At 38.0% G+C, this 22,933-nt stretch carries 19 protein-coding genes and 1 riboswitch; of the genes, 7 read left to right on the plus strand and 12 right to left on the minus strand.

Features of this window, described 5'->3' with window-relative positions; genetic code table 11:
* Positions 1 to 114: 114 nt before the first annotated feature.
* From GGR22_RS01690 to GGR22_RS01705, 4 genes are all read left to right on the plus strand, one after another.
* Positions 115 to 1,530: an alkaline phosphatase gene (locus tag GGR22_RS01690; protein WP_182492308.1), complete on the plus strand. Its 1,416-nt coding sequence runs from the start codon at positions 115 to 117 to the stop codon at positions 1,528 to 1,530.
* A gap of 358 nt (positions 1,531 to 1,888) precedes the next feature.
* The gene (locus tag GGR22_RS17100; RefSeq protein WP_220477620.1) at positions 1,889 to 2,305 is read left to right on the plus strand and encodes a potassium channel family protein; all 417 of its coding nucleotides are present in this window, start codon (positions 1,889 to 1,891) and stop codon (positions 2,303 to 2,305) included.
* Positions 2,306 to 2,308: 3 nt separating this feature from the next.
* Positions 2,309 to 3,325: a bestrophin family protein gene (locus GGR22_RS01700; RefSeq protein ID WP_182492309.1), complete on the plus strand. Its 1,017-nt coding sequence runs from the start codon at positions 2,309 to 2,311 to the stop codon at positions 3,323 to 3,325.
* A gap of 7 nt (positions 3,326 to 3,332) precedes the next feature.
* Complete coding sequence (locus GGR22_RS01705; protein WP_121374678.1) at positions 3,333 to 3,965, plus strand: carbonic anhydrase; 633 nt, start codon at positions 3,333 to 3,335, stop codon at positions 3,963 to 3,965.
* Positions 3,966 to 4,004: 39 nt separating this feature from the next.
* On the opposite strand, the gene GGR22_RS01710 is transcribed toward GGR22_RS01705, so the two are convergent.
* The 3 genes from GGR22_RS01710 to GGR22_RS01720 all read right to left on the minus strand — a co-directional run bounded on the left by GGR22_RS01710 (position 4,005) and on the right by GGR22_RS01720 (position 6,970).
* Positions 4,005 to 4,943: an NAD(P)H-dependent flavin oxidoreductase gene (locus tag GGR22_RS01710; RefSeq protein WP_121374679.1), complete on the minus strand. Its 939-nt coding sequence runs from the start codon at positions 4,941 to 4,943 to the stop codon at positions 4,005 to 4,007.
* A gap of 62 nt (positions 4,944 to 5,005) precedes the next feature.
* A complete protein-coding gene (locus GGR22_RS01715; RefSeq protein WP_182492310.1) occupies positions 5,006 to 6,616 on the minus strand; it encodes a S8 family serine peptidase in 1,611 nt (536 codons plus the stop codon).
* 3 nt (positions 6,617 to 6,619) lie between these two features.
* Positions 6,620 to 6,970 (minus strand): bleomycin resistance protein, encoded by a 351-nt coding sequence (locus tag GGR22_RS01720; protein WP_182492311.1) that lies wholly within the window; start codon positions 6,968 to 6,970, stop codon positions 6,620 to 6,622.
* Between the two features lie 196 nt (positions 6,971 to 7,166).
* Positions 7,167 to 7,275: riboswitch (SAM riboswitch) on the plus strand.
* A 148-nt stretch (positions 7,276 to 7,423) separates the two neighbouring features.
* Between GGR22_RS01720 and GGR22_RS01725 the strand changes: the two genes are divergently transcribed.
* Entirely contained in the window at positions 7,424 to 8,602 is a 1,179-nt protein-coding gene (locus GGR22_RS01725) for a trans-sulfuration enzyme family protein (protein WP_182492312.1), read from the plus strand.
* A 39-nt stretch (positions 8,603 to 8,641) separates the two neighbouring features.
* Positions 8,642 to 9,838 carry a homoserine dehydrogenase gene (locus GGR22_RS01730; RefSeq protein ID WP_182492313.1) on the plus strand — a complete coding sequence of 399 codons (1,197 nt, stop codon included), beginning with the start codon at positions 8,642 to 8,644 and terminating at the stop codon, positions 9,836 to 9,838.
* Positions 9,839 to 9,997: 159 nt separating this feature from the next.
* On the opposite strand, the gene mnmA is transcribed toward GGR22_RS01730, so the two are convergent.
* The 9 genes from mnmA to guaA form a co-directional block, all read right to left on the minus strand.
* The gene (gene mnmA, locus GGR22_RS01735) at positions 9,998 to 11,200 is read right to left on the minus strand and encodes a tRNA 2-thiouridine(34) synthase MnmA (RefSeq protein ID WP_317169782.1); all 1,203 of its coding nucleotides are present in this window, start codon (positions 11,198 to 11,200) and stop codon (positions 9,998 to 10,000) included.
* Positions 11,201 to 11,280: 80 nt separating this feature from the next.
* Positions 11,281 to 12,030, minus strand: a complete 750-nt coding sequence (locus GGR22_RS01740) for a toxin-antitoxin system YwqK family antitoxin (protein WP_317169769.1) — start codon at positions 12,028 to 12,030, stop codon at positions 11,281 to 11,283.
* A gap of 149 nt (positions 12,031 to 12,179) precedes the next feature.
* A complete protein-coding gene (gene yidC / locus GGR22_RS01745) occupies positions 12,180 to 14,123 on the minus strand; it encodes a membrane protein insertase YidC (RefSeq protein ID WP_182492316.1) in 1,944 nt (647 codons plus the stop codon).
* Positions 14,124 to 14,193: 70 nt separating this feature from the next.
* Complete coding sequence (locus tag GGR22_RS01750; RefSeq protein ID WP_182492317.1) at positions 14,194 to 15,807, minus strand: CTP synthase; 1,614 nt, start codon at positions 15,805 to 15,807, stop codon at positions 14,194 to 14,196.
* A 166-nt stretch (positions 15,808 to 15,973) separates the two neighbouring features.
* Entirely contained in the window at positions 15,974 to 16,207 is a 234-nt protein-coding gene (locus GGR22_RS01755; RefSeq protein ID WP_121374688.1) for a DUF3820 family protein, read from the minus strand.
* Positions 16,208 to 16,867: a hypothetical protein gene (locus GGR22_RS01760; RefSeq protein ID WP_182492318.1), complete on the minus strand. Its 660-nt coding sequence runs from the start codon at positions 16,865 to 16,867 to the stop codon at positions 16,208 to 16,210.
* 3 nt (positions 16,868 to 16,870) lie between these two features.
* Positions 16,871 to 17,272 (minus strand): OsmC family protein, encoded by a 402-nt coding sequence (locus GGR22_RS01765; protein ID WP_182492319.1) that lies wholly within the window; start codon positions 17,270 to 17,272, stop codon positions 16,871 to 16,873.
* Entirely contained in the window at positions 17,272 to 19,290 is a 2,019-nt protein-coding gene (locus GGR22_RS01770) for a LysM peptidoglycan-binding domain-containing protein (RefSeq protein WP_182492320.1), read from the minus strand. Before GGR22_RS01770 ends, GGR22_RS01765 begins: the two co-directional genes overlap by 1 nt.
* Before the next feature lie 98 nt (positions 19,291 to 19,388).
* Entirely contained in the window at positions 19,389 to 20,918 is a 1,530-nt protein-coding gene (gene guaA / locus GGR22_RS01775; protein ID WP_182492321.1) for a glutamine-hydrolyzing GMP synthase, read from the minus strand.
* Positions 20,919 to 21,387: 469 nt separating this feature from the next.
* On the opposite strand from guaA, the gene GGR22_RS01780 reads away from it, so the two are divergent.
* Positions 21,388 to 22,851: a T9SS-dependent choice-of-anchor J family protein gene (locus tag GGR22_RS01780; RefSeq protein WP_182492322.1), complete on the plus strand. Its 1,464-nt coding sequence runs from the start codon at positions 21,388 to 21,390 to the stop codon at positions 22,849 to 22,851.
* Positions 22,852 to 22,933: the final 82 nt, after the last annotated feature.

Genomic DNA, 22,933 nt, shown 5'->3' on the forward strand with positions numbered 1-22,933 from the left:
TTGAGGCTTTCTGGCGTCTAGAAACTTCTAAAAATAAATAACAGATAGTTAATCTGCATAAAATGATTGTTCATTATCTTTGAACTTTACAAACCCAAAGAAGTATTTTTTCAGATGGATAGAAGGAAATTTTTCAGAAACGGTTCGCTATTTACAATCGGAACAGCGGTTTTGAATCCTTTTCAAGGCAACGCCAATGTTTTGGATTTCGAAACCCTAAACAAGAATAAGAAAGCCAAGAATATCATTTTGCTTGTAAGCGATGGTATGAGCACAGGAACTCTTAATATGGCCGACTTGTTTCTAAACAGAAAATATGGCAAAGGTTCCAATTGGATCCAATTATATAAAGACAATAGAGTTTCTAGAGCTTTGATGGATACGGCTTCGGCCAGTTCTATCGTCACAGATTCAGCAGCAGCAAGCTCTTCTTGGGGTGGCGGTTTTCGCGTAAATAACGGCTCATTGAACGTTGGCCCTGACGGACAAGCGCACTTGCCAATCTGGCAAAAATTCAAAAAATCTGGAAAAATGGCGGGATGCGTAACCACTGTTCCGATTACCCACGCAACCCCTGCTGGTTTTTGCGTGAACAGCAAAAGCAGAAATAGCCAAGAAGATATTGCCGAACAATACCTTGATTTAAATTTCGACATTATGATGGGCGGCGGACTTAATTATTTCGCGCCAGAATTACGAAAAGACAAAAAAGATATGTTTGCCGCTTTCAAAGAAAAAGGATACCAGATAGCAAAAACACGTTCAGAAATGTTCAACGTTTCAAACGACTCTCCTATTCTTGGTGTTTTTTATGAAGACGGACTTCCTTATTCCGTAGATAGAAATAGCGATGAAAACCTCAAGAAAACGATTCCTACTTTGGCCGAAATGGCACAAAAAGCAATCGATCGTATGAAAAACCATAAAAATGGATTTGTACTCCAAATCGAAGGCGGAAAAGTAGACTGGGCGGCACATGCTAATGATATTGCGGCCTTGATACACGACCAGATTGCTTTTGATGAAGCCGTGAAAGTCGCTATTGATTTTGCCGAAAAAGACAAAGAAACTTTAGTCATTATTACTACTGACCACGGAAATGCAAACCCAGGAGTCATTTACGGAAAGGATGCTAACGATAATTTTGACAGCATCCAAAAGTATACTCAGACCAACGAATGGATCTTGAACCAGATCAAGCCTAGCTTCTCTATTACCGAAGTAAAGGAAATCATTGAAAAGGCAAATGGGCACACTTTAGGTGATGAAGATGCGAAAACCGTATTGAGTTACTACGACGGGCTGCATAAAGAAGACGGATTGTACAATTACAAAAAGCTTCCGTATAAAGCATTTTCTGAAATGCAGCAGAAGACAAATTCTGTCGGATGGATCAGCATGGACCACTCTGCAGATTATGTGGAATTGGCTATGTTTGGACCGGGAAGCGAACTTTTGAAACCTTTCGTGAAAAATACAGATTTGCACTATTTGATGTTACAGGCTGCTGAAGTTGAAAACAAATTTTAAGAATAATTAAAATAAAATTCAAGGACTGTCTTTTTAGGCAGTCTTTTTTTTATATTTAACATAAAGTTGTAACTAAAACTAGGACTGCCGAGAAGATGAATATTCCGAAGATATTACATAAAAGAAAGTATGAATTTTTATTAGCAGCATTGCTGATTCATCTTTTTATTGCTGTATTGCTGTATGATTTGGATTTTTACACCAACATTATTTGGCCTTTAAACATGCTCATTTTAGGAATTTTTAGCTTGGGAATTTTTTCGGAAAAATCAAGAATGCAGCTCATTTTTAGAATATTCTTCTCGCATTGATCATCTTCCTTCCTATTTCTATTATTTACTTAAAACCGACTCCGTTAATGATGGAGTTGATCAATATTGCCCATATCGCATTCTACTGCTATATTTTTATTGAAGTTTTGCGTTATCTGCTAAAGCCGAGCTATATTAATTCTGATATCGTTTCTGCTTCAGCCTGCGGCTATTTGCTGCTGATAGAAATCGGGATCTTTTCGATGCAGGCCATTTATTATGGAACTACAAATCCGTTCAAAGGTATTGATACCACTTCTTTCACTACCATATATCTCGATATTGTTTATTTTTGCAGCATTACGGTTACCAGCATCGGATTTGGAGACATTGTGCCTTCCAATCATTATGCAAAACTGGCAACGTCTATTTTGGGAATTGCAGGTCAGTTTTATTCGGTAGTATTGGTGGGAATAATGATCAGTAAGTATACTTCAGAAACTGGAAATTCGTCTAAAAAATAAATTATGCATTCAGGAAAACAATACTCCCTAAAAGAATTTATCATCTGGACCAGAAGAGACATCTATTGGATTTTTCTGCTTGCTGCGATTCCGACTGCTCTTTTTGATTTTTTCGGATTTAAATGGCTCGCCATTCCTTGGGTTCCGATTGCCATGATTGGCACGGCAGCGGCATTTATTGTAGGTTTTAGAAACACACAAACGTATAACCGATTATGGGAAGCAAGGCAGATTTACGGAAGCATCGTTAATACGAGCCGTACTTGGGGAATCATGGCAAAAGATTTTATAACAAACTCACCTGCTTTACCTGCAACTGAAGAAGAACTTCATTCGATACGTAAGACACTAATCTACAGACATATTGCATGGCTCACGGCACTGCGTTTCCAACTTAGAGAAAAAAGAGCTTGGGAAAACATGGACAAGCCATCCAACAAAGAATACCAGCAATTGTACAAAGTCTTGGAATACGAAACCACACTAGAGGCAGAACTTCAAAAATACCTAAGCCAAGAAGAGCTGAATTATATCGTAAGCAAAAAAAACAGGGCCACCCAAATTATAACCCTGCAATCAAAACATCTTACAGAACTTACCGAAAAAGGACTCTTAAGCGAATTTAAGCACGTAGCTTTGGAAGACCGACTCAAAGATTTATTCGACCATCAAGGAAGATGCGAACGCATAAAAAACTTTCCTTATCCGCGCCAATTTGCAAGTATAAATATGTTTTTCATCCGACTGTTCGTCATCATGCTGCCGTTCGGACTCATCAATGAATTTGCTAAATTAGGAGAACATTGCGTGTGGTTTACCGTTCCGTTTAGCGTCATCGTCGGCTGGGTATTCAATTCGATGGAACGCGTTGGCGAAAGCACTGAAAATCCTTTTGAAGGAAGCGCAAACGATGTTCCGATTACCGCAATGAGCAGAACTATAGAAATAGATTTAAAAGACATGCTGGACGAAACCGACCTGCCTCCAGCCATAACACCAATCAACAATATTTTAATGTAAACTATTTATGGAATTAGAAAAAGTATTCAAAAATAACGAAAAGTGGATCGCTGAAAAATTAGAAAAAGATCCAGACTATTTTGCAAATTTGTCGAAAGGACAAAGTCCTGATATTCTGTATATCGGATGTTCGGATAGCCGCGTTACGGCAGAAGATTTGATGGGAGTTTCTCCTGGTGAAGTTTTCGTACACAGAAACATCGCCAATATGGTCATCAGTATTGATCTGAATGTAATGTCGGTCTTAAATTATGCCGTAAATTATTTGCATGTAAACCACGTGGTAGTCTGCGGACATTATTTCTGTGGAGGTGTAAAAGCAGCGATGCAGGCAGAAGATTTAGGCGTGCTCAATCCGTGGTTGCGAAATATCCGTGACGTTTACCGCCTTCATAAGAACGAGCTTAACGCAATTGAAGACGAAACTCAAAAATACAACCGATTGGTCGAATTAAATGTACAAGAACAGTGCATCAATCTCGTCAAGACTGCTGAAGTGCAAAAAGCGTATAGCGAAAGAGGGCTTCAGATTCATGGCTGGGTTTTCGACATACACTCTGGAAAGCTAATCGATCTAAAACTAGATTTTGACCATATCATGAAAAACATCATGGAAATTTATAATCTTGGGCACGATTAAAAAAAAAAAATCCCTTTACGTTTTGTAAAGGGATTTTTTTTATAAATGAATTGCCTCTTGTTTGGCACTTTCAAATTCAGAAACCATGGTATCTATAATTTCTTTAACCGGTTTTATATCGTGGATGAGGCCAGAAATTTGTCCGATTTCTAATTCGCCTTCAATTAAATCGCCTTCAAACATTCCTCTTTTGGCACGGGCTCTTCCTAACAAGACTTTCAAATCATCTGGAGTCGGACATTTGGCATAAAGTTCTTGGATGTCTTGGTAGAATTTGTTTTTTATCAACCGCACTGGTGCTAATTCTTTCAACGTTACCTGCGTTCCGCCCTCTTCTAAATCAACGATAGTCTTTTTAAAATCATCATGTGAAGAGCTTTCAACCGACGCCGCAAAACGGCTTCCAACTTGCACTCCATCAGCGCCTAAAACCATAGCTGCCAGCATTCCTCTTCCTGTCGCAATACCTCCAGCCGCAATTAACGGAATCTGTATTTTTTCACGAACCATCGGAATCAGCGTTAATGTTGTCGTTTCTTCCCTTCCGTTATGTCCTCCGGCTTCAAAACCTTCGGCAACTACAGCATCAACTCCAGCTTCTTGGGCTTTCAATGCAAATTTTGAACTGCTGACTACATGAACAACCGTTATTCCTTTTTCCTTTAAAAAGCTAGTCCATGTTTTCGGATTCCCTGCAGAAGTGAAAACTATTTTTACGCCTTCTTCAACAATAATATTCATGATTTCTTCGATATTCGGGTAGAGCATCGGAACGTTTACTCCAAACGGCTTGTCGGTTGCTTTTTTGCATTTTTGGATGTGTTCTCTCAAGACTTCTGGATACATCGATCCGGCTCCGATCAACCCTAATCCTCCTGCATTGCTGACAGCACTTGCTAATTTATAACCGCTATTCCAAATCATGCCACCTTGAACGATTGGATATTGTATGTTGAAAAGCTGCGTAATCTTATTCATTTAAATGATTTATAGTATTATTTTATTGGTTTTTATTTGATTCTATCTTGAAATTCAGGGAATTATTTTATGGCTAATTTTCCGGTTTGGTAATTGGTTCCTGCTTTAATTTTATAAAAATAAATACCTGCTACCAAATTTTCAACCGAAAAACTCGGCCTTGAATTTTGGATTTCCGTATACAGAATTTCTTGTCCCAGATTGTTATAAATAGAAACCTGAGCTTTTTCATAGTCATTCGGAAAGGCCAAATTTACAATAGAAGTGGCTGGATTTGGATAAATGGTAAATGTTTTAGAAGAAAAAGTAGGAACTTCCAAAGCATTTGTCAAAGCCAAATTAAAATCCGGAATTCCGTATCCGAACTGATCATTTGGCGTATTGTATAAATGAGCCGATTGCTTGATCAACTGCATGATTTCTGTATTCGTCTTGTTCGGAAAAGCCTGCCACAAGCAAGCTACCATTCCAGCTATAATAGGCGACGAAAAAGAAGTGCCGTTAGCAAACACAACATTTCCTAACTGGTTGGAAACGACTGCTGCTTCACCTTGAGCCATGACATCAGGCTTGACCCTAAAATCTGCAGAAGGCCCGATAGAGCTAAAACTTGCATATAATTTTGTTGATGTCACCGCACCAACAGCCAAAACATTTTCTGCATCGGCTGGAGCACCGATATGTGGCTCTGGGCCAGCTCCTGTATTTCCAGCAGAAGCCACGCAAATCATACCTCTAGAATAGGCAATTTCTGCTCCACGAGAAATAAAAGTCGTTGTGCCATTCATGTTAAAATATGCATAGCTATAATCAGGATTGTTGTAGCCGAAATAGCTTAAAGAGGTATTGATTATATCTACGCCCAAACTATCTGCCATTTCTGCGGCTTCGACCCAGTAGGATTCTTCAACAGGGTTTTCATCTAAAATATCTTCTGTGATAAAAAGATAATAAGAAGCATCTGGAGCTGTTCCTACCAATTGGTTTTCAACATAGCCTCCCATGGTTGAAAGTACCTGCGTTCCGTGCGTGCCGCCGCTATAAAAATCAGCATTTCTGGTAACAAAATCATAGCCTCCTAAAATCTTATTATTGACTAGAAGCCTTTGGAAAGGCTGTGCAGTATTTACATTCGGGAATCCAGCGTCCATAACCGCAATTATCTTCCCATTTCCTGTAAAATCTTGCTGATGCAACAGATTACCTTTTAACATCCTAATCTGATTACCAGAAGTACCATATCCATAATTCACCTGAACTTCTAAGTCTTTTACCCCAACCGAATTGGTTTGGCGCAACGCCCTTCCTTCACCATTCAATGTTGGATTTGCAAATTGCACACGATCTACAAAAGCCAAATTTTCAAGACCACGAATATCCGTTATTGACCCTCTGATATGCAAAGCATTCAACCATTTGGATTTAGCTTTTACCGTAATTCCGGACGTAGCTGTAACTTGATTGATATAGGAAACTGAAATCGGAACATCTTTATCATCAAGCGGAATATTCTGAGTCGTTCTTCTATCCAAAGCTCTTTGCGAAAGCATTTCTAAAGGATTTGCAAGATAATGAGCCGCATCCGGCTTATCTGTAAAATATACCCAGGCATCTTCTTGGCCTATGGCATATACACTCGAAAGCAAAAGCAGTAAAAGAGTAATTTTTTTCATAAATTATTGTATTGGTTGTCCAAACTTGAACAGATTACCGCTGTCATCGATTATATAAAATTCGCGCATTCCCCAAGGTTGTTTTTTTAGCGCTATTGTATCGCCTAGCACTTTCTTATACCGCTCAAAAACAGCCTCAATATCATTTACGCGAATATAGCAGCTTGAGTTTTCTGCAACTATTTCATCATCGCATTTCCATAAATGAATTTCAATACCATCCCAAACAAAAATCAGAAGATCATCATATTCGTTTGCTAGTTCACAGCCTAAAATTTCTTGGTAAAATTTTTTAGATTTTTCAAAATTTAAAGATGGAAGCTGGGATATGATTTGGGCAATTTTTGAATTCAAAACCTCTATTGTTTTAGATATAAAAGTCAAATTTACAAAAATGAAATTTTATAAAACGCTTTAGCCGCCAATATTTACAGGAGTCAGACAACTATATAAAACACTAAATATCAACGAAATAAAAAATATTTTAAAATTTATTAGGTTTTTAAAATATTTATACTCTAAATTTGCACTTAAGTTCTTTAAAAAATTATTCTTATCCAGAAAGACCGAGGGAATTGACCCTATGACGTCTTGGCAACCTGTCCATTTTCGGATAAGGTGCCACATTCAACCCTTGCTTTGGCAGGGAAAGATAAGCTTAGAAAATAGTACATAATACTTCAAGATATTATATGCTCTTCTGACTTATCGGAAGAGCATTTTTTATTTCTGCTCTCCCGATATCTGGTTTCGAATATTTTTTTTAAAAACAAAAAATATTTAAAAACAATCTTAAAAAGTATCAAGATGAAAGAGCAGACACAAATCTTAAATTACATTCCAGTTGACGAATTAACAGGTTCTATCTCAGTTCCAATTTACCAGACTTCCACTTTCGTACAAGAAGCACCTGGCATTCACAAAGGTTTTGATTATGCACGAAGCAATAATCCTACACGAAAAGTCTTAGAAGATTTAGTCGCCAAACTAGAAAATGGAACTAATGGCTATGCTTTTTCCAGCGGCCTAGCAGCTATCGATGCGGTCGTGAAATTATTATCGGCTGGAGACGAGATTATAGCGGTTGACGATATTTACGGCGGTGCCTTCCGCCTATTTACGCACATTTATGAAAAATTCGGAATCAAAGTAAAGTATGTCGATGCTACTGATGCTAAAAATGTAGCCGAAGCAATTACAGATAAAACAGCTTTAATTTGGATTGAATCTCCGACGAATCCTACGCTAAAAATCGCTGACCTGCGTGCTATTGGAAAAATCGCAAAAGAAAACAGTATCTTATTTTGCGTCGATAACACTTTTGCCTCTCCTATTGCCCAAAAGCCAATTGATTTTGGAGCCGACCTAATCGTGCACAGTGCAACAAAATACATTTCGGGACACAGCGACCTGATTGCAGGCTTGGTTATTACGGCAACTGAAGAATTAGGCAGTAAGATTAAGTTTATCCAAAATGCTTCGGGTGCTATCTTAGGACCTTTCGACAGCTGGTTGGTAATACGAGGAATCGAGACTTTAAACTTGAGAATTAGACAGCATGCTGAAAATGCGCAAAAAATAGCCGAATTCCTGACAAAAGAAAAACTAATCCAAAACGTTTATTACCCGGGGCTGAAAACGCATCACAACCACGAAATTGCTAAAAGCCAGCAGAAATACTTTGGGGGCGTAGTAACGTTTGATTTAGTGATTGATGATAAAAAACTGGCTTCCAGAATTGTTTCGGGAACCAAATTGTTCAAGCTTGCCGAAAGTTTGGGCGGCGTGAAAAGCTTGTGTTGTTTGCCTTGCGAAATGACTCATAAATCAATTCCTGCAGAAAAAAGATACCAGTCTGGCGTAACCGACAGTTTGATCCGACTTTCTGTTGGCTTGGAAGATGCCGATGATTTGATTGCCGACTTAAAACAGGCTATCCAAAATGCAGTCAAAGAAAATGTTGCCATCGAATTCCATAAAAACTAATCCTATCCTATTTTAATCATCATATAAATAACACTCAAAATGTCAAGAAAAAAATTAAATATAGGATTGTTTGGTTTCGGATGCGTCGGTTTCGGACTGTATGAAGTTTTACAGAAAACCCCTGGACTGAAAGCAAACATCAAGAATATCTGCGTAAAAGACAGAAACAAAACGCGCGAAATTGGTGTAGAAAACTTCACTTTCGATAAGAATGATATCTTCAATGATCCGGAAATCAACGTCATTGTAGAATTAATCGATGATGCCGATGCGGCGTATGAAATTGTAACTACAGCCTTAAAAAGCGGCAAAGCAGTGGTTTCTGCCAACAAAAAAATGATTGCAGAGCATTTTGAAGAACTGCTCGAATTGCAGCGAAAACACAATGTCCCTTTATTGTATGAAGCTGCGTGTTGTGCGAGCATGCCGATTATCCGAAATTTAGAAGAATACTATGATAATGATCTTTTGGAATCCATCCAAGGCATCGTGAATGGTTCTACTAATTACATCCTTACAAAGACGTTCAAGGAAAATCTATCGTATGATGAGGCGCTGAAACAAGCACAGGAAAAAGGCTTTGCAGAAAGCAATCCGATTTTAGACACGGGCGGCTTTGATGCCAAATACAAGTTGTTGATTTTGCTAGCGCATTCTTTCGGATATATTGCAAAACCTGAGGATTTACTGAATATCGGAATTAATAATATTGGCGGTTTAGAATTAAAATATGCTCGAGAAAAAGGCTTAAAGATTAAGCTTGTAGCCCAAGCTTTTAAAAATAATGATGGAAACATTTCGGCCTTTGTTATTCCAAAATTCGTAGATACAGAAGATCGCTTGTTTAATGTGGATGATGTTTTTAATGGCGTGATTACGAAAACCAGTTTTGCAGACGAACAGTTTTTTGTCGGTAAAGGCGCGGGTGCTCATCCGACAGCTTCGGCAGTGTTAAGCGATATTTCTGCTTTGAGTTATGATTACCAGTACGAGTACAAAAAAATTGCTCAGCAGGAAAACATAAGCTTGTCTGATGACGTAAATTTAAAAGTATTCTTAAGACATCAGATTGAGGATGCAGTTACTTTAAAGAAGCATTTTTCAACTATTGACGAATCGTATCTAAATCATGAGTCGGGTTATATCACTGGAACTATTTCCTTAGAAAACTTACGAAATATACATTTTGATGAAAGCTTTGATAAATCTTTTGTTTTGCTGGAAATTGCTAATTAGTGCCTTTTTACTGGTTATTTTTCCAAGCAATAGAAGACTTCAATAAGCGATGAAGAATGCTAGCTAGCTATACTATTTCAATTGTTTGTTTATATATTTTGTTCATTAAAAAACCCGACAATTTCTTGTCGGGTTTTTATCTATGATAGTATTTTCAAATTATGCTATAACGCCAGAACCTATAAGTTCTTCTCCTAAATGCCAAGAGACAAATTGTCCTTCTGTAATGGCGGACTGTGGATTTTCAAAAGCGACATACAAACCGTTTTCAAACTGATATAAAGTCGCTTTTTGCAACGGCTGGCGGTAACGGATTCTTGCCATTACTTCCATAGTTTCACCATTTTTTAGGGCTAAATCTTCACGAATCCAATGTACTTCAGATTTTTCAACAAAGAGTGCTTTTTTGAATAATCCGGGATGGTGGCTTCCTTGTCCGGTATAAATGATATTATTTTCCACATCGGTTTCGATAATGAAAAGCGGTTCAGCTGTTCCTCCAACATTTAGTCCTTTGCGTTGTCCTTTCGTAAAATAGTGAGCCCCTTGATGTTTCCCGACTACTTTCCCCATTTCTGGAGCATATGGAATAGACGCAGCTTCGAACGCCAGTTCTTCTTGCAAAGAATCGAACTCAGCCTTGTCTTTTGTATAAATATCTTGACTGGCTTCAATTTCAAAAATCAGTCCGTCTTTTGGTTGTAATTTTTGCTGTAAAAACTCTGGCAAGCGTACTTTTCCGATAAAACACAATCCTTGTGAATCTTTCTTTTCTGCCGTAACCAGTTCCATTTTTGCGGCGATTTCACGAACTTCCGGTTTTGTCAGTTCTCCAATCGGGAACAAGGATTTTGCTAATTGTTCTTGCGAAAGCTGGCATAAAAAGTAAGATTGGTCTTTGTTTCCATCGACACCGGCAAGCAATTGATATACTGGCTTACCGTCCACTTCAATTTCGCCTTTTCTGCAATAATGTCCAGTCGCTACATAGTCGGCTCCTAAGCTTAACGCAATTTTCATGAAAACGTCAAACTTAATTTCGCGATTGCACAATACGTCTGGATTAGGCGTTCTTCCTTTTTCGTATTCGCGGAACATATAATCCACGATCTTTTCTTGGTATTGTTCGCTTAAATCGACTGTCTGGAAAGGAATCCCTAATTTTTCTGCCACTAGAAGTGCATCATTGCTGTCTTCTAGCCAAGGGCATTCGTTAGAAATTGTAACAGAATCGTCGTGCCAGTTCTTCATAAAAAGGCCAATGACTTCATAGCCCTGCTCCTTCAATAAATAAGCAGCAACACTAGAATCAACACCTCCAGAAAGACCAACTACTACACGTTTCATTTTTTCTAATTTTATGACGCTCCAAAAGTACGCCAAAATAGAGCATGATTTATGCTCTATTATATTTGTTTAATTTATGAATGTATTTGAGAAATTTATTTGTTGCTCGGAGCGTTTTGCGGCAATTTTCTAGCTCCTTTGTTTTTGCTGTCAATTTTGAACTTTTCTTTTTTTACTTTATTCGGATTTTCTTCTTTCACAAGTTTGCCGTTTTCGTAATATTTCCAGATACCAAACTTTTTACCATTTTTGAATTGTCCTTTTATCATTTTTCCAGCGTCGTCATTGTAGGTTACCGCTCCGTCAAATTCGCCGTTTTTATAGATGGCATCTTCAAGAACAGCGCCTTTTTCGCTGTATTTTTTGTACTGTCCGTTTTTAATTCCGTTTGTATATGTTGCTTCTTCGGCTATCTTGCCACTTCTGTAGAACACTTTTCGGATTCCGTTTAGCTTTCCTTTCGAATAGTTTTCAAGGGTCATTATTTCTTTCGACTCAAGGTGATAGTATTTCCATTCACCTTCATTGAGCTTATTGACTTCTTTTCCTTCGCTTACTTTATTCCCTTTTTGATCAAAAAAAGTGGTATAGGCAGAACCGTCTTTTGCCGTAAAATCTCGCGTCGCAATTACTTTTAATTCTTTAGTATCATCAAAAAACTTAAAGACTCCTGTTTCTTTTCCGTGATCGAAAGTTCCTTCATAGCGCGGTCTTTTAGACTCGGTATAGGTTCCTTTCCAAAGTCCATGTCGCTGACCTTTATCATCGAGCTTATTGGTTTCCTGAGAATAGGAATACTGAAAAAAAGATAAAAATGAGAGTACTATTATAATAATTGATTTCATAGTCATGCAATAGCTGATTTATTATTCTTGTTAACTAAAAATATGCCATTTTATTGCTTTCTGCTTTCAAGTTTCCACTATTAAAGAACCTTTCGCAATAAATGTGTGTGAATTTAAAAAAGCACCCGGTGATGAGTGCTTTTTAAATTTTATTTCTTTTTTCTGTCTTCTAAAGATTTTTTCTTATCCTCTAAAGACTTGCTTTTTTGTTTCTGCTGCTCTTGCGCCTGCTCCATCATGTCTTGCATTTTTTGCTGGAAACGGCTTTTTGGCTTCTCTTTTGTCTTGTTCTCTTGGATTCTAGCGTGGATCTTTTCATCATTGATGATGTAATTTTTGATGACCAGCATGATTCCAATCGTAATCGTGTTAGAGATAAAATAGTACAAACTCAATCCAGATGCGTTATTATTGAAGAAAATCATCATCATTAATGGCGAAATGTAAATCATCATTTTCATGATCTTGCCCATATCTGGCATACCTTCTTGCGGAGGCGCACTCATGGCTTGATCGCCAGTCGTCATTTTCATGTAGAAGAAAATTGCGATTGCTGCTAAAATCGGGAACAAACTGATATGGTTTCCGTAGAAAGAGGAAATTACAGGAATGTGCTGTTTCCAAGAAAAAATAGCATCAAAAGAAGATAAATCTTCTGCCCAAAGGAAATTCTTTTGTCTTAGCTCGATTGCCGACGGGAAGAACTGGAACAAGGCATAGAATACCGGAATCTGCATCAATGCCGGAAGACATCCCGCCATTGGGTTGACGCCTGCTTTATTGTACAGTTTCATCGTTTCTTGCTGTTTCTTCATCGGGTCTTTCTTGAATTTTTCATTCAATTCCTGAATTTCAGGGCGAAGAACCTTCATTTTTGCCTGCGACAGATAGGACTTATAGGTAACTGGTGACATCACCAAACGAACTAAAATCGTGAAGACAATGATTGCGATTCCGTGTGCCAAGAATAGGCTCAAGAAATCATATACTGGAATAAAAATCCAACGGTTGATCCAACCAAAGATTCCCCAACCTAATGAAATTACTTCGTCAAGGTTTTTCTCATAGCTGTTTAAAATTTTATAATCGGCTGGCCCATAGTACCAGTTCATATTATAGTTGACTTCGCCTCCTTTGAAAGCTAAAGGAACGGTTGCTTTGAACGATTTGGTGAAGATGGTATCTTTTTCAACATCTTTAACCAAGTTATCAGATTTCAGTTCTGCTACTTTAAACGGCGTATCCGTCAAAAGAATCGAAGCAAAAAAGTGCTGTTTAAAAGCAATATACGAAACTTCTTTGGCTTCTTGGCTATCAGAAGATTGCCCTAAATAATCATCTTTTCCTCCTTCGTATTCATACACCAATTCAGAATAACGGTTTTCGTAAGAAACGCTTTTTTCGTTTCTGTAGGTTTTCAGGCTCCATTCCATCGGAAGCGGATTCGATGTTTGAAGTACCTTGCTCAACCCTTGCGTTCTGATAGAGAAATCAAGCATATAGTCTTTTGGCTTCAGCACATAGCGGTATTCTAAATATTGTTCTGGGCCTGCTTTCAAGCGCATCGTCAAGACTTGGTTTTCGCCTTCTTTTGTAAGCGTAGGCTCAAAATACAAGTCTTTTGTGTTCAACACCAAATTGCCTTGCGTCTTAAGTTCAATATTTAGATTGGCATTGTTATCTTTTATGATTTTGACCAATTTTCCAGAACCTTTGCTGAAAGCTTCGAAATTCTTCATTTCAGCACCAACGATATAACCTCCTTTGTTTGAAAAAGTAAGTTTTACAAGATCATTCTCGATCGTCTTGGTTTCAAGTTTTGCAGATGGAAGCGTTGCAGCATAAGCAAAACTGCCTAAAGAAGTTTTCAGTTTTTCTAACTGAACTGAATCTTTTGCTGTAGTGTCTGCCACCGTCAATGCGGCTTCTTTTACTGCTGTTGTTGCTGCTTTTTGTTTTTCTGCTTGCTCAATTTTAGCTTTTGCGTCAATTTCTTCCTGCGAAGGTTTATTGATGTACATTACGCCAATAAGGAGCGCAAAAATCAACACGAAGCCAATAATCGAATTACGGTCAAACTTTTTTTCTTCCATTTTATTCTAAATAATTAATTTAATTCCGCATTTATGCGTTATGCTCGGTCTTGAAGGTTTTCTTCAACTACTATTTATTTTTATGTGCTACAGTCGCTTTCACAAAATTCACAAAAAGCGGATGTGGTTTTGCGACCGTACTTTTATATTCAGGATGGTATTGCACTCCGATAAAAAACGGATGGCTTTCAATCTCAATGATTTCTACTAATCCTGTATCTGGGTTTACACCCGATGCTTTTAATCCTGCATTTTCCAAAGCTTCTAAATATTCGCCGTTAAATTCATAACGGTGACGGTGACGCTCTTGGATTTGGCTTTTGCCATAAACTTTTGAGGCTAATGTATCAGGCTTGATATCACATTTCCAAGCTCCCAAACGCATTGTTCCACCTTTGTCTGTAATGGTTTTCTGCTCTTCCATTAGATTGATTACCGGATGTGCTGTCCCGGCATTCATTTCTGTTGAATTGGCATCTTTATGTCCCAAAACATTTCTTGAATATTCTATGACAGCCATTTGCATTCCTAGACAGATTCCGAAAAACGGAATGTTCTTTTCTCTTGCATAACGAACTGTTTCAATTTTTCCTTCAATTCCTCTTTCTCCAAAACCTGGTGCTACCAGAATTCCGTCTAAATCTTTCAGTTTCTCTGACGCATTTTTTTCGTCTAAATATTCTGAATGAATACTCACTACATTTACCTTCGTTTCGTTTGCAGCTCCTGCATGAATAAAGGCTTCTAAAATCGATTTGTATGAATCTTGCAATTCTACGTATTTACCAACCAGACCGATGTTCACGATATGTTTTGGATTTTTCAGTTTTTGCAAGAACTCGTTCCATTGTTTTAAATCTGGAGTTGCTTTTTCTGGCAAGTCTAATTTTTTCAAGGCTACTTTGTCAAGACCTTCTTCCAACATCAGGTTCGGAACGTCATAGATTGTAGAAGCATCGATAGACTGAATCACAGCTTCTCTTTTTACGTTACAGAACAAGGCCAGTTTCTGACGCAATTCGTCTGAAATTTCGTGTTCTGTCCTGCAAACCAAAATATCGGCTTTGATACCACTTTCCATCAAGGTTTTTACTGAGTGCTGTGTTGGCTTAGTTTTTAATTCGCCCGCAGCAGCTAAAAACGGAACTAACGTCAAATGAATAACGATTCCGTTGTTTTCGCCTAATTCCCAAACTAATTGGCGAACCGACTCAATATAAGGAAGCGATTCGATATCCCCTACCGTTCCTCCAATTTCAGTAATCACAATATCAAAGTCGCCAGATCTTCCAAGCAATTGCATTCTTTCCTTGATCTCATTGGTGATATGCGGAACGACCTGTACTGTCTTGCCTAAAAATTCTCCTCTTCGCTCTTTTTCGATAACCGAAAGATAGACTCTTCCAGTCGTCACGTTGTTGGCTTGCGAAGTCGGGACATTTAAAAAACGCTCGTAATGTCCTAAATCTAGATCGGTTTCAGCTCCATCATCTGTCACATAACATTCTCCGTGTTCGTAAGGATTTAATGTCCCTGGGTCAACGTTGATGTATGGGTCAAATTTCTGGATTGTCGTTCGGTATCCTCTGGCCTGTAATAATTTTGCTAAAGATGCGGCTATGATTCCTTTCCCTAAAGAAGATGTCACACCGCCTGTAACAAAAATATATTTTGTCTGATTCATTGTGCTGTTGTTTGTCGTTGTAGTTGTGTAAAAAAACGTGGCAAAAGTAGTGAATAAAATTGGAATATTAGAAATTCCATCGCTTAGATTACTCCGAAGTTATATTTTTAGATTTGCAAACCTGTAATTAATCGTACGCCTCTTTTTGGGAAGCAAAAAAACCTGTTTAGGATGGTTTTGGGTATTGTTTCTTTATGTTTCTGATCAGTTCTTCTAGTCCGTTTAATTTTAGCTCATAGACTAATTGGAGTTGCTGTCCTAATTCTCCTTTCGGGAAGCCTTTGTTGCTGTACCAAACTACATAATACTCTGGCAGATCAATCAAATGCCAACCTTCATACTTGCCGAAGGGCATTTTTGTGTGGGCTAATTTTATAAGAAGCTTTTTCTGGTCGTCCATTTATTCAGAGAAAAAAATTCTGACTCCGATCCAAAATAAGAAGAAGAACAAACTTACAATCAATATCCTGTTCCCTTGTTTTCTATCGGATTCTGTGTAGTTGTAAACTCGATCTCCGTTAGGCAATGTCTTTTTATGAGTTTTTAAAAACCATCCAATGAAAAAACCGAGAAAGCCTCCTAAAAAGGCAAACAAATAGCCCGCAATAATCCAACCGCCTTGATGTTCTTCGGGTTTAGATAAATCTTCCAGCCTTTGTTTTCTATGTTTTTCTATTTCTTCGGGAATTATCTCCTGCCCTCTTTCTTTGAGTATTTTCTGAGCCAGCAAAAAATCAAGATGACTCCACTCGTCTTTTTTTACAATAATCTCTTTGAGTTCTTCATCTGTAAATTCGTGTAGATAATGGTCTCTGTCTATAGTTTCAACCAAGTTTGAAGAAATCTGCAATAACAGAATGTCTGCTTTTTCGAAATCTTCTTTTTTCAGCTTTATGAGGTAGTCTTTTGATAATTCTGAATTTCCAAAATTGCCGTCCAATCCTGAAGAAGTATCTTCAATTCGGTATTCAATTTGGCTTTCTCTTAAAAAGGTAGCCAATTCTACGGCATCTTCTTTTAAGTTGAATTTTTGAAACGTAATAAATTGAGGGGTTTCCAACGATTATTTCCAGTTAAAGGTGATTGCTTTTTCGATATCAGGATTCAAGCTCAAAAGAACCGGACAGTTCATTGCCGTTCTTTCCAAAATAGTCTTGGCTTTTTCATCAACTGAAACTGACATATTCATCACGATTTCAATTTTGGCAATTTTTCGTGGTTCGGCTTGCATAATTTTCGTTACCTCAACAGTAGAGCCTACCAAATCTAGGTTCATGTCTTTTGACTTGATTGCCATTATCGAAATCATACAGCTTCCCAAAGCATTGGCTAGCAAATCTGTCGGTGAAAAAGCTTCGCCTTTTCCGTGATTGTCTGTTGGTGCGTCAGAAAGTATTTCAGTTCCCGATTGCAAGTGTATTGAAGATGTTCTTAAATCTCCTAAATAGGTTACTTTTGATGTCATTATTTTGCTTCTTTAACCGTCAGGTCTTCATCATAATAAAGGATATACACTCCTTTGTTTGAATAGCCTCCTGATGGATTCCTGTTGTAATTGAATTTATTTTCGACCTGTTCTGTAGTCGCATCATAGATTGTTTCTTCGAAACTTTTTTCTTGTGACAATCTGAGCATCGCATCGAAAGTCACGTCAAAACCGCGCGTAGCATATTGATTAGGGAAAATATTGTTTTTCTTTTTGTACACTTTTGAAAAGATCAATGCTTCAGGCGTATCATTATCACGCGTTACTGCCGGATACAGCATTCTTAATTTTGCCAAGTTGGCTATAGAAATTTCGTCCGAATCTAAAGCATCATTCGATTCCAAAATCACTAACTGCAATTGATATTCTGATTGTGCAGCCAGCAAAGCGGAGATAGTCGATTTGATCATCCATATGCTAGCGGTTTCCATCACAACATAGTTCATCTGGTTTTTCACCAACAGCGACTTAAGGCTTTCTGGGGACAAACCGCCTTTATCTGTAAAGCTTGCGAATTTCACATTACTGTAATTGTCTGAAATGTATTTGCGTGTACTCGCTTTTTTCGGATCTACAACAGCGACTATATTACCATTTTTACTGTTCATATAATCAAACATGGCGCTTTTAAGATAGTCAACAGTCGGCATTGATTGGTAAAGATTGCTGTACAGTTTTCCGCTGTCTTTTGACAAAGGAGAAATCACAGGAACATTGCTTTTGTTAAGCATTTCGGCTGTTTTTTCAGCATGGGCTTGGTAAAATGGTCCTACGACTACATCGGCTTTTGTCAAATTATTTTGTACAAAAGTGCTGGAAATGCTTGACGAATTTCTGTTTTCTTGGGAATCAAGAATCTTCACGTCGATATTCAAGCCCAACGTCTTTGCAGAATCTATAGCCACCAACGCACCTGAATAAAAATCAAGGGTCATGTTCAGGAAGTTGTCTTTTTTCAATCTTGCCTGAACGCTAGAGGTTGTATCGCCTTCAATTTTTGACACATTGAAAGGCAACAGCAATACTAATTCTTTTCTTTCTTTTGTTGAAAGCGACTTGGTCAAATCGGTAAAGTTTTTAGAAGAAGCATTTGCTAATGGTAACGTATTTGGAACTTTTAATATCATTCCCACTTTTACGCCGTCTTTCAATTCCGGATTCAAATCTGTCAAATCGTTTTGGCTCAATCCGAACTGTCTCGACAAGCTGTAAAGTGTTTCTTTAGGCTTTACTTCGTATTTTCCAAAACCAGCATCTGTCGTTTCCTGCTTCGGAGTTTCTTGCTTAGGAGTTTCGGATTTCTTTTCAGCTATTTCAACTTTTGGAGCATTTCCTTTGATGACGAGCACTTGTCCTATTTTCAAGCCTTCTTTAGCTTCTGGGTTTTTCTTCTCTAGCTCTTCTAAAGTAATGCCGTATTTCTTTGCGATCGAGTATTTCGTTTCTTTGGGCTGTACTTCGTGGACGATATTTTGTCCGCCGTTTTTAGCCTCTTTTTTTTCTTCTTTCTCGGCTTTCTTTTCTGCTTTTCTTTCTTCTTTTTTAGAAGGCTTAGTTTCTTGTTTTGGCGTTTCTTGTTGTTTTCCAGGAATTGTCAAGACTTGGCCAATTTTTAGTCCGTCTTTTATTTCTGGATTTGCTTTTTCTAAATCAGCCACAGAAACATTGTACTGCTTTGCTAATCCATAAGCAGTTTCTTTTGGAGCAACAGTATGCGTGTTTCCTTTCTTTTGAACCGATGGCGTTTCGACAACTTTCTGTTCTTTTACCGGAATTTTCACTACTCCTTTTGAAGGAATAAGCAAAACTGATTTTTCTTTCAGACCATTCCTCGCATCTGGATTCAGGGTATAAATATCTAAAGGAGTAACTTTATATTTTTGTGCGATTTGCGTCACGGTCTCTCCGCTCGACACCGTATGTTTCACATTCTGCTGTGCCTGTCCTGAAAAAGACATTAAAAACATCCATACAAATACTATAAAAAACTGCTTCATTTTATTCTTACTTTTTAAGGCTATTAGATTTTATAAGCTAATAAGTCGTTACTAATTTAGAGAAAAGCAACGACTTAATTAATTAATTTTTAAATTTCTTATTCCCACTCAATTGTGGCTGGCGGTTTTGAGCTGATGTCGTAGACCACTCTATTCACGCCTTTTACTTTATTGATGATCTCGTTCGAGATTGTCATTAGAAACTCATACGGAAGATGCACCCAGTCAGCTGTCATACCGTCTGTAGACTCTACGGCTCTCAAGGCAACTACCTTTTCGTACGTTCTTTCGTCTCCCATCACACCAACGCTGTTTACAGGAAGAAGAATCGCTCCAGCCTGCCAAACTTTGTCATACAATCCGTGTGACTTTAATCCTTCTACAAAAATATAATCTACTTCTTGAAGAATCCTTACTTTTTCTGGCGTGATATCTCCCAAAATACGGATGGATAATCCTGGCCCAGGAAAAGGATGTCTTCCTAGCAATTCTGGCGAAATTCCGAGTGTCGCGCCTACTCTTCTTACTTCGTCTTTGAAAAGCATACGAAGCGGCTCAACCACTTTCAGTTTCATAAAATCAGGCAATCCGCCCACATTATGATGCGACTTGATTGTAGCCGATGGTCCTTTTACAGAAACCGATTCGATTACATCTGGGTAGATTGTTCCTTGCGCCAGCCATTTCACGTCTTCTATCAGGTGCGATTCATCGTCAAATACTTCAATGAACACGCGTCCGATTGTTTTTCTTTTTGTTTCCGGATCATCGATACCAGCCAATTCATCCAAAAAACGTGCCGAAGCATCAACTCCTTTAACGTTCAAGCCCATTCCTTTGTATTGTTCAAGAACATTTTGGAATTCATTTTTGCGTAACAATCCGTTATTCACGAAGATACAGTACAGGTTTTTACCGATCGCTTTGTTCAGCAAAACTGCAGCTACAGTAGAATCAACTCCGCCTGAAAGTCCGAGAACGACTTTGTCGTCTTTTATTTTTTCTTGCAATTCCGCCACGATTTCTTCTACGAAAGCATTTGGCGTGAAGTTTTGAGGCACTTTTGCAATTTTGACCAAGAAGTTTTCTAAGATCTGCTTCCCGTCAGTAGAATGATATACTTCAGGATGGAACTGAATTGCATAGGTTTCTTCGCCATTAATTCTATAGGCGGCATTTTCTACATCTTTAGTACTCGCCAATCTCACTCCGTTTTCCGGCATCTTTTTAATGGTGTCGCTATGGCTCATCCAGACTTGGCTGTTCAAATGCACATCGTCGAAGAAAGCCTCTTCGTCTTTAATAAACGTAAGATTAGCTCTACCGTATTCGCGAATGTTAGACGGTGCTACTTCGCCTCCAGAAAAATGGGCTAAGTATTGGGCGCCATAACAAACAGCTAGCAATGGCAACTTGCCGCGAATCTGAGACAAATCAGGATGCGGCGCATCTTCGGCTCTTACTGAAAAAGGGCTTCCAGATAAAATTACGGCTTTATAACTTGATAAATCACTCGGAAAATGATTGTATGGGAAAATTTCGCAGAAAATATTTAACTCGCGAACCCTTCTCGCAATTAGTTGTGTGTATTGCGATCCGAAATCTAAAATAAGTACGTTGTGTTGCATGCGCAAAATTAAGTTAATCTTGTAAGATGTTGTTTGTTAGTAGCTGTGTTTTTTATCTTTTTTGGTCGAAAGGACAATCTCTTCCTACTCTCAATAGAAATAAAGGCGCAAATTTACAATTAAATGAGCAAAAAGGAGACACAATAGTGCCTTTTTTAAGTCTAAAAATCGATTTGAAAATTTCAGCTGTGATATTCTTGTTTAAACCTTCAAATCAAGTCGAAGGAAAAGCAGGCTTTTATAAAAAGTCTTTCGTGTTATAGGCTAAAAAAAGTATAGGATTTCTGCTAATTTGGTGTGTTTTTTTATTATTAGTGCCCATAAACACAATACTTAAATATATGTTAAATTTAAATTCAACGATGTTAAAATCATAACATTATAAATGCCGAACGTAAAAATATACTTACTTTTAATAAACTTTTAATTAAAACATATACTTATGAAAAGAAAACTACTTTTTTTATTCTTGTTAGCACCTCTATTAGGCTTTAGCCAATTTAATCAAGGATTTGAAGGAGCAACGACTATTCCTGCGGGATGGACAGTAATTAATGGTGGCGATGCAGCCCAAACGTGGACTGTAATTGATTTTACGGGAGGTGAAGTTCAAGCACATACAGGCACAAATGCGGCGTCAATTCGCTATGGAGCAACAGCCCACAATGACTTTTTGATTACGCCTAGCATAACTGTAACCGCAGGCGTGAACGATCTAATCTCTTTTTGGGGGAGAAGTAGAGACCCTTTATATCCTGAAACGATTGCAGTGAAGGTATCAACAACAACGCCTGAAGCCGCAAGTTTTACGAACACATTACAAGCTTCGGTTGCACCACCAAGCGGAACTGCCTTCGTAAAGTATTCGTATGATTTATCTGCTTATGTTGGACAAACCATTTATGTTGGATTCCAAAGCACAACGACTGATCAATTTGTATTTGACATCGATGATGTAGTGAGTTCAGCATTACCAGCATGTTTGGAACCTAATGCAGTCGTTGTAACAGGGGTTACTTCAGGAACAGCCAATATAAGTTGGACCTCTGCAGCCTCTGCTTTTGTTGTAGAATATGGCGTTACTGGCTTTACACAAGGTACTGGAACAATTGTAAATGTCACTACTGGAACTTCCACACCTCTATCTGGTTTAGCAGGCAGTACATCATATACAGCTTATGTGAAAGCTGTTTGCAGCGGAACAAGTGAAAGCGTATGGTCAAGCGTTGTATTTGTAACCCCAGTTGCAAATGACATTTGCGCTGGTGCAGTTCCGTTAACAATAGGAACTACTTTTGATACCAATCCGGTAACTGCAACTTCAGTTGGTGCTACAACAAGCGCGACAATACCGTCGTGTTCAGATTCAGGCGTATATGACGTGTGGTTTTCGTTAGTTGTTCCAGCAGATGGAAATGTAACTATTGAAACAAACGAAGTAGTTGGATCAGAAAATGATGATACAATTATAGCCGCTTTTAGAGGCACTTGTGCTGCATTGGTTGAAGTACCATCTGGATGTAATGATGATAATGAAGATGTAGAAGATACTTTTTTCTCTAAAATATCACTAACAGGCTTAACGCCAGGAGAAACTTTATATATAGCAGTTTGGCAATATGAAAGTATCTTTGGTCCTGCAGTTAGAGGCGAATTTAAAATTTCAGCGTTTAATGCTTCTTTAGGAACGGGTACTGTTGATGCTCCTAAATTCTCTTTCTATCCGAATCCAGTTACTGATGTATTAAATCTATCCTACCAAAACGGTATTTCTGAAGTAGCTGTCTTTAATGTATTAGGACAACAAGTAATGCAAAAAACAGTTAACGAAAATGAATCTCAACTGAATATGTCAGCTTTAGAGCAAGGTACTTACTTGGTAAAAGTGACAAGCGGAAATGAGACTAAAATGATTAAAGTATTGAAAAAATAAGTAAATTTATTTTTCCATTTATATAAAATACCGCTCAATGAGCGGTATTTTTTTATGGCTCCTGCGTTAAACCCAACAAGTA

This window comes from Flavobacterium gossypii, from assembly GCF_014138495.1.
GTDB classification, from domain to species: domain Bacteria; phylum Bacteroidota; class Bacteroidia; order Flavobacteriales; family Flavobacteriaceae; genus Flavobacterium; species Flavobacterium endophyticum.

Bases quoted from the DNA above. Each gene is read 5' to 3' on its own strand.
- GGR22_RS17100 (WP_220477620.1), top strand. From the start codon at position 1,889: ATGATGGAGTTGATCAATATTGCCCATATCGCATTCTACTGCTATATT.
- GGR22_RS01715 (WP_182492310.1), bottom strand. From the start codon at position 6,616: ATGAAAAAAATTACTCTTTTACTGCTTTTGCTTTCGAGTGTATATGCC.
- GGR22_RS01765 (WP_182492319.1), bottom strand. From the start codon at position 17,272: ATGACATCAAAAGTAACCTATTTAGGAGATTTAAGAACATCTTCAATA.
- GGR22_RS01705 (WP_121374678.1), top strand. From the start codon at position 3,333: ATGGAATTAGAAAAAGTATTCAAAAATAACGAAAAGTGGATCGCTGAA.
- GGR22_RS01740 (WP_317169769.1), bottom strand. From the start codon at position 12,030: ATGAAATCAATTATTATAATAGTACTCTCATTTTTATCTTTTTTTCAG.
- yidC (WP_182492316.1), bottom strand. From the start codon at position 14,123: ATGGAAGAAAAAAAGTTTGACCGTAATTCGATTATTGGCTTCGTGTTG.
- guaA (WP_182492321.1), bottom strand. From the start codon at position 20,918: ATGCAACACAACGTACTTATTTTAGATTTCGGATCGCAATACACACAA.
- GGR22_RS01700 (WP_182492309.1), top strand. From the start codon at position 2,309: ATGCATTCAGGAAAACAATACTCCCTAAAAGAATTTATCATCTGGACC.
- GGR22_RS01770 (WP_182492320.1), bottom strand. From the start codon at position 19,290: ATGAAGCAGTTTTTTATAGTATTTGTATGGATGTTTTTAATGTCTTTT.
- GGR22_RS01725 (WP_182492312.1), top strand. From the start codon at position 7,424: ATGAAAGAGCAGACACAAATCTTAAATTACATTCCAGTTGACGAATTA.
- GGR22_RS01750 (WP_182492317.1), bottom strand. From the start codon at position 15,807: ATGAATCAGACAAAATATATTTTTGTTACAGGCGGTGTGACATCTTCT.
- GGR22_RS01755 (WP_121374688.1), bottom strand. From the start codon at position 16,207: ATGGACGACCAGAAAAAGCTTCTTATAAAATTAGCCCACACAAAAATG.
- GGR22_RS01730 (WP_182492313.1), top strand. From the start codon at position 8,642: ATGTCAAGAAAAAAATTAAATATAGGATTGTTTGGTTTCGGATGCGTC.
- GGR22_RS01690 (WP_182492308.1), top strand. From the start codon at position 115: ATGGATAGAAGGAAATTTTTCAGAAACGGTTCGCTATTTACAATCGGA.
- GGR22_RS01710 (WP_121374679.1), bottom strand. From the start codon at position 4,943: ATGAATAAGATTACGCAGCTTTTCAACATACAATATCCAATCGTTCAA.